Here is a 13,426-nt window from a genome sequence, read left to right on the forward strand (position 1 = left end):
TCCTCTTGATTCCAACGCATCGCTTGAACGCGATGCAAATGTCGGAATAGGATCGGCAGGTCAAGCTGCGAGTTTGCGCAACACATAGTGCAGGATACCCCCGTTGCGGTAGTAGTCGAGCTCGTCGAGCGTATCGATGCGGCAGAGCAGCAAGACACGGCGAAGCGAACCATCGCGAGAAACGATGTCCGCCGTAAGCTTCTGGCGCGGTTTCAGATTGCCCTGCAAGCCGCGAATCGTCACCGTCTCGTCGCCCTTGAGCCCGAGGGATTGCCAGGACGCGCCATCCTCGAAAGTCAGCGGCAGGACGCCCATGCCGACGAGGTTGGAGCGGTGAATGCGCTCGAAGCTCTCGCAGATCACCGCACGCACGCCGAGCAGCAGCGTTCCCTTGGCTGCCCAGTCGCGCGACGAGCCGTTGCCGTATTCGGCTCCGGCGAACACGACAAGCGGGACATTCTCCTGCTGGTACTTCATCGCGGCGTCGTAAATCGACATCTGCTCGCCGTCCGGCCAGTGCCTGGTCAACCCGCCCTCCGGGACGGTGCCATCAGCGCCCCTGAGCATGAAGTTCTTGATGCGGATATTGGCGAAGGTGCCCCGCATCATCACCTCATGATTGCCGCGCCGCGTGCCGTACTGATTGAAATCAGCCGGACGCACCTGATGTTCGCTGAGATATTTTCCGGCCGGCGACGTCAGCTTGATCGCGCCCGCTGGTGAGATGTGATCGGTGGTGATCTTGTCACCGAGCATCGCCAGAATGTGCGCATCGACAATATCCGCAATCGGCTCCGGCTCCTTTTTCATCCCTTCGAAGTAAGGCGGGTTCTGCACATAGGTCGAATTCATGTTCCAGCGATAGGTCTCGCTCGCAACCGTCTGGATCTTGCGCCAGTTATCGTCGCCCTTGAACACGTCGGCGTACTTCTTCTTGAAGATTTTTGAGGTCACGTACTTCTTGATGAAGGCGTTGATCTCCTTCGAAGTCGGCCAGATCTCCTTCAAGTACACCGGCTTGCCATCCTTGTCCGTCCCCAGCGGCTCGCGGCTTAAATCTTTGGTCACCGACCCCGCCAGCGCATAGGCGACGACCAGCGGTGGCGAGGCGAGATAATTCGCCTGCACGTCCGGCGACACGCGGCCCTCGAAGTTGCGGTTACCCGACAGCACGGCGGCGGCGACAATGCCGTTGTCGTTGATCGACTTCGATATCTCTTCCGGCAGCGGCCCGGAGTTGCCGATGCAGGTTGTGCAGCCGAATCCGATCAGATTAAAACCAACCTTGTCGAGGTCGAGTTGAAGTCCTGACGCCGCGAGATATTCGGCAACCACCTGGCTGCCCGGAGCCAGCGACGTTTTCACCCAGGGCTTCGCGGTCAGTCCCCTCGCCACTGCCTTGCGCGCCAGCAGCCCGGCAGCCATCAGCACGCTCGGATTGGATGTGTTGGTGCATGAGGTGATCGCAGCGATCACCACGTCGCCATGTCCGAGATCAAAGTTGCGGCCTTCAACCGGGAAACGCGCCGTGGCGTCGGTCTTCCTGTATTCGTCTGCGAGCGCACTGGCGAAGCCGTCCGCGACTGCCGATAGCGGCTGGCGGCCCTCCGGCCGCTTCGGTCCCGCGAGTGATGGCACCACAGTTCCGAGATCGAGCGTCAGCTTTTCGGTGAATACCGGATCAGTCGAAGCGACGCTGCGAAACAAACCTTGCGCCTTGGCGTATTTCGTCACCAGTGCAACACGGGCCGCCGTGCGGCCGGAAGTCTTGAGGTAATCGATGGTCGCCGCATCGATCGGAAAGAAGCCACAGGTCGCGCCGTATTCCGGCGCCATGTTGGCGATGGTCGCCTTGTCCGCGACCGACAGATGATCGAGGCCAGGTCCGTAGAACTCGACGAACTTGCCGACGACGCCCTGCTTGCGCAGCATCTGGGTGACGGTGAGTACGAGATCGGTGGCGGTGACGCCTTCCTTGAGCACGCCCTTGAGCTTGAAGCCGACCACGTCGGGCAGCAGCATCGATAGCGGCTGGCCGAGCATGGCGGCTTCCGCCTCGATGCCGCCGACGCCCCAGCCCAGCACGGCAAGACCGTTGACCATGGTGGTGTGGGAATCGGTGCCGAGCAGCGTATCCGGATAGGCAACCTCGGTGCTGGCGGTCTTTCGGCCGATCGTCAGCTTTTCCTTCCTCGTCCACACCGTCTGCGCCAGATATTCCAGATTGACCTGATGGCAGATGCCGGTGCCGGGCGGAACCACGGAGAAATTTGAGAATGCCTTCTGGCCCCATTTCAGGAACTCGTAGCGCTCCTGGTTCTGCCTGTATTCCTCCACCACGTTCTTGGCGAACGCCTTGTTGTCACCGAAGAAGTTCACGATCACGCTATGGTCGATGACGAGATCAACCGGCACCAACGGATTGATCTTCTCGGGCTTGCCGCCAAGACTTTGCATCGCATTGCGCATCGCCGCGAGATCGACCACCGCGGGCACACCGGTAAAATCCTGCATCAACACGCGAGCAGGGCGGAATGCAATTTCGTGATCGAGCCTACGCTTCTTCAGCCATTTGGCGAATGCGGTAATGTTCTCCTTCGTCACCGAGCGGCCATCCTCGTTGCGCAGCAGATTTTCCAGAAGAACCTTCATGGAATAGGGCAGCCGAGAGATGCCCTTGAGACCGTTTTTTTCCGCAGCCGGCAGACTGTAGTAAGCATAGGTCTTGCCACCGACCTTGAGGGTTTTCAGACATTTGAAGCTATCGAGCGAAGCCATGTGAAATCCCGATCCAAAAAGTCTGGGGCGCCGGTCCGGCAAACTTTTAAGGTATTAAAACACCGCTGATACGCCGAGTCCCCGGGGTTTCGTTGCGGCGCGTTTTGTGCTGCATCAAGTTCCAGTTTTATAGAGTCTTTCCAGACCATCCGCCACGTCCACAATGCCTGTGCCCCCGCCTTTCAGCTCTCCACGGAAACAATCAGTTCCGCGAACAGGACCATCATGAGACTTTCAGGCAGCGGCTTGCGGTGCGTAAGGGGAGGGCGGGAGGTTTTTGTCGGCCTTGATGTGATGGCGGAGTCGGGCCGTGCGGTGGCGATCACCGGCCCCAACGGCGCGGGGAAAACGTCCCTGCTACGGCTGCTGGCCGGGCTGTTGGCCATGGCGGGTGGATCGATCGGCCTTGAGGGTGGCGATCCGGAGCTGACGCTGCCCGAACAGGCGCACTACCTCGGCCATCGCGATGCTTTGAAACCTGCGCTCACGGTCAACGAAAACCTGTCATTCTGGCGGGACTTCCTCGGCGGCGGAAAATCTGGCGAATCGGATGCGCTCGCGGCGGTCGGGCTCGATCATGTCGCGCATCTGCCGGCGGCCTATCTCTCGGCGGGACAGCGGCGACGGCTCTCGATCGCCCGGCTGCTGGCGGTCAAGCGCCCGGTCTGGCTGCTGGACGAGCCCACCTCGGCCCTCGACGTCACCGGCCAAGCCGCTTTCGCCGCCATCATGACCGGCCATCTCGCGGGCGGCGGCATCGTTCTGGCCGCAACCCATACGCCGCTCGGCATTGCCGTGCAGGAACTGCGGATCGGGAGGACAGCATGACCGCCCTCTCCGCCCTGGTCCGCCGGGATATCCGCGTCGCGTTGCGCGTCGGCGGCGGCGCGCTGATCGGCGTGCTGTTTTTTCTTATCGTCGTGGTGCTGATGCCGTTCGCGGTCGGCCCCGATCTCGCGCTCCTGAAAAAGCTCGGCCCCGCGATTCTCTGGCTCGGCGCACTGCTCGCAAGCCTGCTGACGCTCGATCGCCTGTTCACCGCCGATCACGACGATGGTTCGCTCGACCTGATCGTCATGAGCCGCACGCCGCTAGAGCTGGCTTGCGCCGCGAAGGCGTTGGCGCATTGGCTGGCGGTAGGGTTGCCGCTGGTCGCCGCAACGCCGATCCTGGGACTCCTGCTCAACCTCGACGCCGTCGCGACCGGCGCCGTGGCGCTGACGCTCCTTGCAGGAACGCCCGCGCTCACTTTCACCGGAATGATCGGCGCCGCCCTCGCCGTCGTCCTGCGTCGCGGCGGGCTGCTGCTCTCGGTGCTGGTCCTTCCGTTGTCGATCCCGGTACTGATCTTCGGCGTCGCCGCTTCTAACGCTGCGGTGTCCGGACCATCGCCGTTCGGCACGCCGTTCTCGATTCTGTGCGCGCTGTCGCTGGCGAGCCTTGTGATCGGCCCTTTTGCCGCCGCCGCCAGCCTGCGGCACGGGCTGGATTGAGGCGCAGCATGCGGCTAATCAATTTTTGCTCAGGAAAGAAACCGGACGCAAATCCGCATTGCCTGACGTAGCTACGGCGACTATCAGTGGTGCCATGACCCTGATTGATCTCGCCAACCCCTCCCGGTTTCTCACGCTTGCCGGCCGGATTCTGCCGTGGCTCGTGGCCGTTACCGCGCTGGTGCTCGCGATCGGCCTGTACCAGTCCGCCATCGCGCCCGACGACTACCAGCAGGGCGCGACCGTGAAAATCATGTTCATCCACGTTCCGAATGCGTGGCTGTCGATGTTCGTGTGGGGCGTGATGAGCATTGCCGCGCTGGGCACGCTGGTGTGGCGGCATCCGCTTGCGGACGTCGCTGCCAAGACCGCCGCTCCGATCGGCGCAGCCTTCACATTCCTTGCCCTTTTGACTGGATCACTGTGGGGCCGGCCGATGTGGGGCACCTATTGGGAATGGGATGCGCGGCTGACCTCGGTGCTGATCCTGTTCCTGATGTATCTCGGCCTGATGGCGCTGTGGCGCGCGGTTGAGGATCCCTCGCGCGCCGCGCGCGCCGCCGCGGTGCTGACGCTGGTTGGCTCGGTCAACATCCCTATCATCAAGTTCTCGGTCGACTGGTGGAATACGCTGCATCAGCCGGCCTCGGTTATCCGCATGGGTGGCTCGACACTCGACCGCTCGTTTCTGATCCCCCTGCTGGTGATGGCGATTGGATTCACGCTGCTGTTCCTGACGCTGCATATCGCGGCGATGCGGAACGAGATCCTGCGCCGACGCGTGCGCACCTTGCAGATGCTGCAAGCCAGCAAGTCGGCGGCGTGACGGCCATGACGCTCGGTCCTTATGCCTCTTTCATCGTGACCTCCTATGTATCGGTCGCAACCGTGGTTGTGGCGCTCATTGTCTGGGTGATCGTGGACTACCGCCGTCAGAAGGCGCGCCTGCGCGGCCTTGAAGCCGCGGGCGCCATCAGGCGATCGGGGCGCAGCGCTGCGGAGGTTCAATGACCGACCCCGCAATTCCGTCGGCCACCCCCAAACGACGTTGGTTGATGGCGCTGCCGCTCGTCGTCTTTGCCGCACTGGCACTCTTGTTCTGGTTCCGACTCGGCGACAGCGACATTTCGCGAATCCCCTCCGCGCTGATCGGCCGTGCCGCGCCTACAACCACGCTACCGCCACTGTCCGACCTCATGGCGGATGGCAAGCCGGTGCCGGGGATCGACCCCGCAACCTTCGTGGGCAAGGTCAGCATTGTGAATGTCTGGGCTTCCTGGTGCGTCCCCTGCCATAGCGAGGCGCCGCTGCTGACCGAGTTCGCCAAGGATCAGCGCGTGCAATTCGTCGGCATTAACTATAAGGACGCCCCCGACAACGCCCGCCGCTTCCTCGGCCGCTACGGCAACCCGTTCGACGTCGTCGGCGTCGACAGCCATGGCAGGGCCTCCATCGAATGGGGCGTCTACGGCGTGCCCGAGACCTTCGTGGTCGCGCGCGACGGCACGATCGCCTACAAGCTGGTCGGGGAGATCACGTCCCAAAATATCGAAGCGGTGCTGAAGCCGGAAATCGAAAAGGCCCTGAAGGCGGGCTCGTAACATCGCTTTGTCGTCGCGACGAAGACTCCGCGAGAATATTCAGGGCATTTATCCGCCGTTCATTTGACGGCCATGCCGCCGCCGCAAATTCCCAGCTAACTTGGCGTCGCCAGCAAACACCCGCTCAGGGAGGTTTTCATGCGCCGTTACACGCTCGCCTCGATCACCACCGCCGTTCTTGCGCTCGGCCTGCTTGTTTCCTCACCATCGATGGCCCAGTCGTTTCAACCCGCTCCCCACTCCGACAGGATGGCGCCGGCGGGGAAAATGGCGCCTGCCAGCAAGACGGCGCCCGCGAAATCCGACGCGGAAAAGCTCGACATCAACACCGCGACCAAGGAAGAATTGATGGCCTTCAAGGGCATCGGCGACAAGTATTCCGACAAGATCATCGCCGGCCGTCCCTACGCCAAGAAGGACCAACTCGTCTCCAAGAAGATTCTTCCTGAAGCGACCTACAAGAAGATCTCCGGCCAGATCATCGCCTCGCAACCAAAGTAAATCACGCCTTCGTTGCACATTGCTCTCGCAAGCCGCGAAAGGATGGAAGCGATTAGCCTTTCCCGATATCGCCTTCCCTCGCGTCGCTGGCCTCGAGCGTGGCGGGCTCCAGCTGATAGCGTTTAGTCAACGGCATCTGCATCATCGCGAAGATCATGGTGAGCGGGACCGCGCCGAAAACCTTGAAGTTGACCCAGACATCCGTGCTTTGGGTACGCCAGATGAATTCGTTGAGGATTGCCATCGCGAAAAAGAACAGCGCCCAGCGCAGCGTTAACAGCCGCCAACCGCGCGGCGTCAGATTGAACACCTGATCGAACATGATCGCGATGAAGGAGCGGCCGAACAGCAACCCGCCGCCGAGCACGCTTGCGAACAGCCCGTATATGATGGTCGGCTTCACCTTGATGAAGGTTTCGTCGTGCAGCACCAGCGTCAGCGTACCGAACACGATGACGATACCCCCCGTAACCAGGGCCATCAACGGAATATGTCGGGTCACCGCATAGGAGGCGATCATCGCCACTGTGATCGCCACCATGAACGCAGCCGTTGCGACGAACAGGTTAAACTTCGCATTGGCGGCGAAGAACACCAGCAGCGGCCCGAGTTCGGTCGCAAGCTTGAACAGCGGGTGCGGTTGCTTCTTGTCCATCCATCCTGCCTGTTGTGACCGTCCGCGAAAGCGGATGATCCGATATTCCGAACGGTTTCGATATCCCGTCGACGCGGGCATGACAAAAAAACTAGGTCTCGATCCCCGCGACCGCCCGTGCGAAATCGCGCGCGGTGAACGGCGCGAGATCGTCGATGCTCTCGCCGACGCCGATGAAATGTACCGGCAGTTTATGCTTCTCCGCCAGCGCCACCAGAATACCGCCGCGGGCGGTGCCATCCAGCTTGGTCATCACGAGACCGGTGACCCCGGCAGTGCGATGAAATGCCTCGACTTGCGACAGCGCGTTCTGTCCGACAGTGGCATCGAGCACGAGCAGCACCGCATGCGGGGCCAATGCATCGACCCTCCGGATGACGCGAACCATTTTTTCAAGTTCGTTCATCAGTTCCGCCTTGTTCTGCAGGCGACCCGCCGTATCGATCAGCAGCACATCGCGTTTCTCGTTCCGCGCCTCCGTCAGCGCGTTGAATGCCAGACTGGCCGAATCCGACCCCTGCGCGCCTGCGATGACCGGCGACCCGGTTCGCTCGCCCCATACCTTCAATTGCTCGATCGCCGCAGCGCGGAACGTGTCGCCGGCCGCCATCATCACCTTGCGGCCCTCGGCGGACAATTTCGCCGCCAGCTTGCCGATGGTCGTGGTCTTGCCGGAGCCGTTGACGCCGACCACCAGGATGACGAAGGGCTTTAACGTGTCGTCGATGACCAGCGGCCGTGCCACCGGAGCAAGAACTTTTTCCACTTCGGTCGCGACAACCGCCTTCACCTCATCGGCGGAAATCGCCTTGTCGTAGCGTCCCTCGCCCACCGCCTCCGCGATGCGTTCCGCGACCGCGGTTCCAAGATCGGCGCGCAACAGCACGTCCTCGATGTCGTCGAGCATCGCGCGGTCGAGCTTGCGCTTGGTGACAAGATCAGCCACTGCGGTCCCAAGCGAAGTCGAAGTCCGCTTGAGGCCGCCGGACAGCCTACGCCACCAGCTTTGTTTCGGTTTGTCCTCGATGCTGTCGCTCATTATGGAGGTGTGTTAGCCGTTTCGACCTGCGAGCGAAAGGGTTGAGCGGCCCGATGCCAAAAAGCTGCAATTTTCGGATGAGGCTATGCCGACATCGGAATTAATGTGAGCCATGGATACAGCACAGCCGACGCCGGAGGAAATCCAGGCCCGCGTGCTCCACCGCGACGGGTTGATGCTGGTGATCGACAAGCCGGCCGGCATCCCCGTGCATCGCGGCCCCAAGGGCGGCGCCAATCTCGAAGCGTCGTTCGATGCGCTGCGGTTCGGCCTGCCGCGACCGCCGGTGCTTGCCCATCGGCTTGACCGCGACACATCGGGCTGTCTGGTGCTCGGACGCCATCGCAAGGCGACGGCTTCGCTCGGCTTGCTATTCAAGCACGGCAAGATCTCAAAAACCTACTGGGCCGTGGTCGAGGGCGGCCCTGCCGAGAACGAGGGCACCGTCGACATTCCGCTCGGGCGGCTGAACGAAGAACGCGGCTGGTGGCAGAAGCCAGATCCGAACGGGTTGCCGTCGGTCACGAAATGGAAAGTGCTGGGGCGATCTCCTCTTAATATCTCCCCTTCTGAGGGAGGGGTCGAACCCGAAGCGTGCAGGAGCGAAGTAAACTCAAGCGGCTGTGAGGCTGCAGTTCACCCCTTTCCCGAATCCTCCCCCACAAAGGGAAATGGAGTTCAGTTCACCTGGCTGTCGCTGGAGCCGGTTACCGGCCGCACCCATCAACTGCGCGTCCATTGTGCGGCGATGGACTGGCCGATCGTCGGCGACACCATTTACGGAACCGAGGCCAGTTTACGCCGCCTGCGAAACGAACAATACATCCCGCGTTTCGGCGAGCCTAGCCTTCACCTGCATGCGCGCGAGATCGCGATTCCCCTTTCGAAGAACAAGCCGCCTGTGGTGGTCACCGCGCCGGTGCCGGCGCATTTGCACGCGTTGCTCAAGGTCTGCGGTTGGAGCGGACAGTAAAAGTAAAGGCCGACTGGCAGTGGGCTGCCGGTCAACGGCCAAGTTCTGTACATTCCTGGCCGGGTGGGACCTCCAGCGTCGATGACGGCAGGCTGGCTATAGCTCCACGGGAACTCGTCGCGGGGCGAAACCACGACAATTCACCTTGAATCCGTCGCGTTCCTGCTTCATATGATAGCACGACCTTGAAAGATATCAGGTCACTGCGAGCCGCGTGTTCTGAGCCCGTCCGACGGTTTCTGGCTTGCCCTTTCTCTAGCTAACCTCATCGACGCCCCAAACACGCGGGTGTCACAGACGCCCTGGTACGCTCCGGCCGATGTGGCCCGGGCGCCTGGTCGCATAATGGAAAGAAACAGCCTTTTGTCTACCTTTCAGGATTTCGGCCTTGCCGATCCGATTTTGCGTGCGCTCGCGGAAGAAAACTATCTGACGCCCACGCCCATCCAAGCTCAAACCATTCCTCTTGCCCTTACGGGACGCGACATTGTCGGGATTGCCCAGACTGGCACCGGCAAGACGGCGGCCTTCGCGCTGCCGATCTTGCATCGGCTGCTGCAGAATCGCATCAAGCCGCAATCCAAGAACTGCCGGGTTCTGGTGCTCAGCCCAACGCGCGAGCTTTCGGGCCAGATCCTCGAAAACTTCAACGCCTACGGCCGTCACATGCGCCTGACTTCAGCTCTCGCGATCGGCGGCGTCCCGATGGGACGGCAGGTCCGCTCTGTTATGCACGGCGTCGACGTCATGGTCGCTACGCCAGGACGCTTGCTCGATCTCGTTCAAAGCAACGGCCTGAAGCTCGGCCAAGTCGAATTTCTCGTGCTGGACGAAGCCGACCGTATGCTCGACATGGGCTTCATCCATGACATTCGCAAAGTCATCGCCAAGCTGCCGGTGAAGCGGCAAACGCTGCTTTTCTCGGCCACCATGCCAAAGGACATCGCAGAACTCGCCAACCAGATGTTACGTGATCCGGCTCGCGTCGCGGTAACACCGGTCGCCTCGACCGTGGACCGCATCGCCCAACGCATCATCCAGGTCGATCATGCCAACAAGTCCGCGTTCCTGGCCCAGCTTCTGAAGCAGGAGCCGGTCAACCGGGCGTTGATCTTCACGCGGACCAAGCATGGCGCCGACAAGGTCGTGAAGAGCCTTGCCAAGTCCGGCATCAGGTCGGATGCGATCCACGGCAACAAATCGCAAAACCACCGCGAGCGCGTGCTGGCGGCGTTCCGAACCGGCGAGATCCGGACGCTGGTTGCGACCGACATCGCGGCGCGGGGCATCGACGTTGACGGGATCAGCCACGTCGTCAATTTCGACCTCCCGAATGTCCCGGAAACTTACGTCCATCGCATTGGCCGCACCGCGCGCGCAGGCACCGAAGGCGCGGCGATCTCCCTGGTCGCCGGAGCGGAAGAAATGGCCTATCTCCGCGATATCGAGAAACTGATCCGCGTGGTGCTGCCAAGAGAAGACCGCCGGACACCGGGGCAGCGCGAGACCGCGCCGGCTCAGCAACAGCCTCGCAGCGGACGCCCCGCACCCCACGGTCATGCGACCAGAGCGGACGCCGCCGCTCCCGGCGCAAAAAGCCCGCGCCGTCGCCGCCGTAATGGCAAGGGGACGCCGCAAACGAACCGCCGATCGGAAACCGCCCGGCAAGAGCCCTCCCGTTCATCACAGGGGAGCAAGGCCGACGGGATGCAGGGGGTTGCGTTCCTGCATCGCAAAAGTCGGCCTGCGCGCCTTAAATCCAACCAGCCGCCTCAGCGCTAGCGGGTGAATGTGACGTTTGCTATCCACTCGCGGCAAGTCGATAAGAGAATGCCGATCCAGAGATCATTTGCAGGACTCCTGTGCAGGACTCCTGCCCGACGGATGCAAATGCTAGAATCGCAAGACCAGAGCGGGCGAGCAAGTAGCGGTTTTCCGACCCTTCCCGCTTATCAGAATATCGGAATCGATCACGGTCATGGTTTTGGATCGCTTCGATCCACTATCATCGTGATCTAGTGAACCGCCACTCGATCCGGAGAAACTCATGGCGAAAGAAGAACTGATCCAGTTCGAAGGACTGGTTACCGAAATTCTGCCCGACGCCCGCTATCGGGTGCAGCTCGATGCCGGACACGAAATCGTTGCCTATACCGCCGGCAAGATGAAAAAAAACCGGATCAAGACGCTGGCCGGCGACCGCGTCACCATCGAGATGTCCCCCTACGATCTGGAGAAGGGACGTCTGATCTTCCGGCACAAGGACGAGCGTCCCGGTGGCCCGCCGCGCAGCGGACCACCGCGCGGTGGCCAGTTTCGCCGCAGATAACCTTCTCGGCGTGGGAGAAGACCGCTCGCCGATAGAGGGCCAAAGGCCCGGCGACGCATCTTTTAAAAAATCCTGCACGTCAGGATTGTTTCGGAGCTTACCTTCGAATAATATAGGGTTAGCGATTTTCGGCCGGACGACATTAGCTACCACCGGTATAGCCGGTTTAGACGCTGACGACCCTTCCAAAAATCCAATCTCACCAGCCCGCCAAAAGCGGGCTTCGACATACGTACTTGATAAAGGGACTACCCGTGAGCATGGGAACCGTGAAGTGGTTTAACGCAACCAAGGGCTACGGCTTCATTCAACCTGACGATGGCGGCAACGACGTGTTCGTTCACATCAGCGCAGTTGAGCGTGCCGGACTCGGAACGCTGCGTGAAGGACAGAAGATCAGCTACGAAATCGTCGCTGATCGCCGTTCTGGAAAGTCTTCAGCCGACAATCTCCGCGCGGCTGGTTAGGCAGCGACCTGCTCCTGTTGATAACCAAAAGATCACATCAGAAGAAAGGCCGCGCCCTCAGCGCGGCCTTTTTTGGTTTGTGACGATACCTTGGAGTTTTCGCGTAACTTCAACTGGTCGGGCAAGGAGGATAAATGCCAGAGGCCGGCGTGGGATAGGTGACGCAGCTGAACTTACGCGGGCGGGTATAAGTGGTGTCGCTTAGCCTGATGCCCGCCTTCGAGATCACGTAGCCGAGGACCGGCTCATAAAGATAGCTGACCTCGCTGAAGATCAGGTACTGATTGGGGAGCACGTTGCCAGACGAATCCCGCCCGATGAGCCCGGGGGGTATGCCGACTGTCGACCCTGTGCCTCGCGGCGCTTGACCTTGGCTCCATTGCACCCGCGCCACCGAGGTCGCAGGATCGATATACAACTCCGAAATCGTGGCCTGAACAGGTGCCGAGTTATAGGGCCACATGATGCCATAGCTGGCAGCCAAAAAATTCGTCACATCGGCATCGTTAACCCCCCGGGACTGCGAGGTGAGATCGGACAGAGTCCGCGCGACCAGCGTGACTTTGCGATTGACAGCCACGCCTGATGACACCTCGATGGTCCCGAACAGCATCACCAGCATCATCGGCACGATCATCGCAAACTCGGTCGCTGCCAAGCCGCGCGAATCCCGCCACAGCGCTGCGGCCGTACGTCTGAGGCAAGACCGGATGCTCGAGCCATTTCCGTTCCGATCAAATCGGAACGAGGCCCCAGATTCTTGTTTTGACGCGTTGTCTTCACGCGAACCGGTATCCACTTCGCTCGAAAACACTCTTAACATCGGTTTCACATTCTCAATTCGCATACACTGCCGTTTCCAGCACACCGATCATCAGGATGATGGTGTCGGGGCCGGATAGGGCTCGTTCTTGAAGGCGGCCGTCGCCGACAGCAGCCGCTTGCTGCCGCTGAGGTTTGCAAGATTGTAACCCAGTCCGGTGACATACAGCGGCCACTGATAGAACAGCCTTACAACGACGATATCGCCCGGGCCACCGGGATTGTATTGGGTGTTATCGACGAAGTTTCCTCCCGAGATCGGATCGGAGATCGTCACGCTCCCGAATCCGGACGGGTAGCTCTGGACATCGACAAAGATGCCGTTCTCACAGTCGAACAGAACACTGGCGTACTTGCAGACGATGTTGGCCTTGAAGCTCTGTTTTGTGAGATTGCTGATCTGTGCCTGACCGGTCATGATCGCGCGCGCGGAGTCCTGCAAGGCGGTCTCAAGGCTCTGGCTCGCAAAAAACACCAATCCTGTCTCGATGATCGCGAACAGGAGCGCGAAGAACAGCGGTGCGACGAGAGCAAATTCCACCGCCGCGGACCCGCGCTGGTTGCCGCGAAAACGAGCCGCGCTTGCGATTGTGGACCTGAGGCGGAGAAACGGCGACATCGTGAAATCCTTGCACACGGCGGGATTTATCTACCGTCAAGGACTAGCCGAAACTGATTGTTGAAGTGTTTCGTCAGATAGGAGCAGAATGCCCCTCGCCGTATACCAGATATTAACCGATTCAGAATTCGTGAAGGAATGCTGCCAGC

15 protein-coding genes are annotated in these 13,426 nt (G+C 60.8%); 10 read left to right on the forward strand and 5 right to left on the reverse strand.

Going from position 1 to position 13,426, the window contains the following annotated elements; translation table 11 throughout:
- Positions 1–60: 60 nt before the first annotated feature.
- Positions 61–2,778, reverse strand: a complete 2,718-nt coding sequence (gene acnA, locus AC1RT6_RS09225) for an aconitate hydratase AcnA (protein WP_079445375.1) — start codon at positions 2,776–2,778, stop codon at positions 61–63.
- A 225-nt stretch (positions 2,779–3,003) separates the two neighbouring features.
- On the opposite strand from acnA, the gene ccmA reads away from it, so the two are divergent.
- The 6 genes from ccmA to AC1RT6_RS09255 all read left to right on the forward strand — a co-directional run bounded on the left by ccmA (position 3,004) and on the right by AC1RT6_RS09255 (position 6,373).
- On the forward strand, positions 3,004–3,606 hold the full coding sequence (ccmA, locus tag AC1RT6_RS09230; RefSeq protein WP_079445374.1) for a heme ABC exporter ATP-binding protein CcmA: 603 nt from the start codon (positions 3,004–3,006) through the stop codon (positions 3,604–3,606).
- On the forward strand, positions 3,603–4,271 hold the full coding sequence (gene ccmB, locus AC1RT6_RS09235) for a heme exporter protein CcmB (RefSeq protein ID WP_079445373.1): 669 nt from the start codon (positions 3,603–3,605) through the stop codon (positions 4,269–4,271). The genes ccmA and ccmB overlap by 4 nt, the downstream gene beginning before the upstream one ends.
- A 94-nt stretch (positions 4,272–4,365) precedes the next feature.
- On the forward strand, positions 4,366–5,097 hold the full coding sequence (locus AC1RT6_RS09240; protein WP_079445372.1) for a heme ABC transporter permease: 732 nt from the start codon (positions 4,366–4,368) through the stop codon (positions 5,095–5,097).
- A 5-nt stretch (positions 5,098–5,102) separates the two neighbouring features.
- The gene (gene ccmD / locus AC1RT6_RS09245; RefSeq protein WP_079445404.1) at positions 5,103–5,282 is read left to right on the forward strand and encodes a heme exporter protein CcmD; all 180 of its coding nucleotides are present in this window, start codon (positions 5,103–5,105) and stop codon (positions 5,280–5,282) included.
- Positions 5,279–5,872 carry a DsbE family thiol:disulfide interchange protein gene (locus AC1RT6_RS09250; protein WP_079445371.1) on the forward strand — a complete coding sequence of 198 codons (594 nt, stop codon included), beginning with the start codon at positions 5,279–5,281 and terminating at the stop codon, positions 5,870–5,872. The genes ccmD and AC1RT6_RS09250 overlap by 4 nt, the downstream gene beginning before the upstream one ends.
- A 138-nt stretch (positions 5,873–6,010) precedes the next feature.
- Entirely contained in the window at positions 6,011–6,373 is a 363-nt protein-coding gene (locus AC1RT6_RS09255) for a ComEA family DNA-binding protein (protein WP_079445370.1), read from the forward strand.
- 52 nt (positions 6,374–6,425) lie between these two features.
- On the opposite strand, the gene AC1RT6_RS09260 is transcribed toward AC1RT6_RS09255, so the two are convergent.
- Both AC1RT6_RS09260 and ftsY read right to left on the reverse strand, forming a co-directional pair.
- Positions 6,426–7,028: a septation protein A gene (locus AC1RT6_RS09260; RefSeq protein WP_079445369.1), complete on the reverse strand. Its 603-nt coding sequence runs from the start codon at positions 7,026–7,028 to the stop codon at positions 6,426–6,428.
- A gap of 91 nt (positions 7,029–7,119) precedes the next feature.
- A complete protein-coding gene (gene ftsY, locus AC1RT6_RS09265; RefSeq protein ID WP_472791174.1) occupies positions 7,120–8,067 on the reverse strand; it encodes a signal recognition particle-docking protein FtsY in 948 nt (315 codons plus the stop codon).
- A gap of 112 nt (positions 8,068–8,179) precedes the next feature.
- Between ftsY and AC1RT6_RS09270 the strand changes: the two genes are divergently transcribed.
- From AC1RT6_RS09270 to AC1RT6_RS09285, 4 genes are all read left to right on the forward strand, one after another.
- Positions 8,180–9,040 carry an RluA family pseudouridine synthase gene (locus AC1RT6_RS09270; protein ID WP_079445367.1) on the forward strand — a complete coding sequence of 287 codons (861 nt, stop codon included), beginning with the start codon at positions 8,180–8,182 and terminating at the stop codon, positions 9,038–9,040.
- 345 nt (positions 9,041–9,385) lie between these two features.
- Positions 9,386–10,822, forward strand: a complete 1,437-nt coding sequence (locus AC1RT6_RS09275; protein WP_079445366.1) for a DEAD/DEAH box helicase — start codon at positions 9,386–9,388, stop codon at positions 10,820–10,822.
- A 265-nt stretch (positions 10,823–11,087) separates the two neighbouring features.
- A complete protein-coding gene (gene infA, locus AC1RT6_RS09280) occupies positions 11,088–11,369 on the forward strand; it encodes a translation initiation factor IF-1 (protein ID WP_011313644.1) in 282 nt (93 codons plus the stop codon).
- A gap of 254 nt (positions 11,370–11,623) precedes the next feature.
- On the forward strand, positions 11,624–11,836 hold the full coding sequence (locus AC1RT6_RS09285) for a cold-shock protein (protein ID WP_002714433.1): 213 nt from the start codon (positions 11,624–11,626) through the stop codon (positions 11,834–11,836).
- 109 nt (positions 11,837–11,945) lie between these two features.
- Here the strand turns inward: AC1RT6_RS09285 and AC1RT6_RS09290 are convergent, their stop codons facing one another.
- Entirely contained in the window at positions 11,946–12,494 is a 549-nt protein-coding gene (locus tag AC1RT6_RS09290) for a TadE family protein (protein WP_420799256.1), read from the reverse strand.
- Between the two features lie 216 nt (positions 12,495–12,710).
- On the reverse strand, positions 12,711–13,277 hold the full coding sequence (locus AC1RT6_RS09295) for a TadE/TadG family type IV pilus assembly protein (protein ID WP_079445364.1): 567 nt from the start codon (positions 13,275–13,277) through the stop codon (positions 12,711–12,713).
- Between the last annotated feature and the right edge of the window lie 149 nt (positions 13,278–13,426).

The organism is Nitrobacter sp. MLSD-S21, assembly GCF_058809865.1.

Bases quoted from the DNA above. Each gene is read 5' to 3' on its own strand.
- AC1RT6_RS09240 (WP_079445372.1), top strand. From the start codon at position 4,366: ATGACCCTGATTGATCTCGCCAACCCCTCCCGGTTTCTCACGCTTGCC.
- acnA (WP_079445375.1), bottom strand. From the start codon at position 2,778: ATGGCTTCGCTCGATAGCTTCAAATGTCTGAAAACCCTCAAGGTCGGT.
- AC1RT6_RS09260 (WP_079445369.1), bottom strand. From the start codon at position 7,028: ATGGACAAGAAGCAACCGCACCCGCTGTTCAAGCTTGCGACCGAACTC.
- AC1RT6_RS09270 (WP_079445367.1), top strand. From the start codon at position 8,180: ATGGATACAGCACAGCCGACGCCGGAGGAAATCCAGGCCCGCGTGCTC.
- AC1RT6_RS09255 (WP_079445370.1), top strand. From the start codon at position 6,011: ATGCGCCGTTACACGCTCGCCTCGATCACCACCGCCGTTCTTGCGCTC.
- ftsY (WP_472791174.1), bottom strand. From the start codon at position 8,067: ATGAGCGACAGCATCGAGGACAAACCGAAACAAAGCTGGTGGCGTAGG.
- AC1RT6_RS09295 (WP_079445364.1), bottom strand. From the start codon at position 13,277: ATGTCGCCGTTTCTCCGCCTCAGGTCCACAATCGCAAGCGCGGCTCGT.
- ccmA (WP_079445374.1), top strand. From the start codon at position 3,004: ATGAGACTTTCAGGCAGCGGCTTGCGGTGCGTAAGGGGAGGGCGGGAG.
- AC1RT6_RS09250 (WP_079445371.1), top strand. From the start codon at position 5,279: ATGACCGACCCCGCAATTCCGTCGGCCACCCCCAAACGACGTTGGTTG.
- AC1RT6_RS09275 (WP_079445366.1), top strand. From the start codon at position 9,386: ATGGAAAGAAACAGCCTTTTGTCTACCTTTCAGGATTTCGGCCTTGCC.
- infA (WP_011313644.1), top strand. From the start codon at position 11,088: ATGGCGAAAGAAGAACTGATCCAGTTCGAAGGACTGGTTACCGAAATT.
- ccmD (WP_079445404.1), top strand. From the start codon at position 5,103: ATGACGCTCGGTCCTTATGCCTCTTTCATCGTGACCTCCTATGTATCG.
- ccmB (WP_079445373.1), top strand. From the start codon at position 3,603: ATGACCGCCCTCTCCGCCCTGGTCCGCCGGGATATCCGCGTCGCGTTG.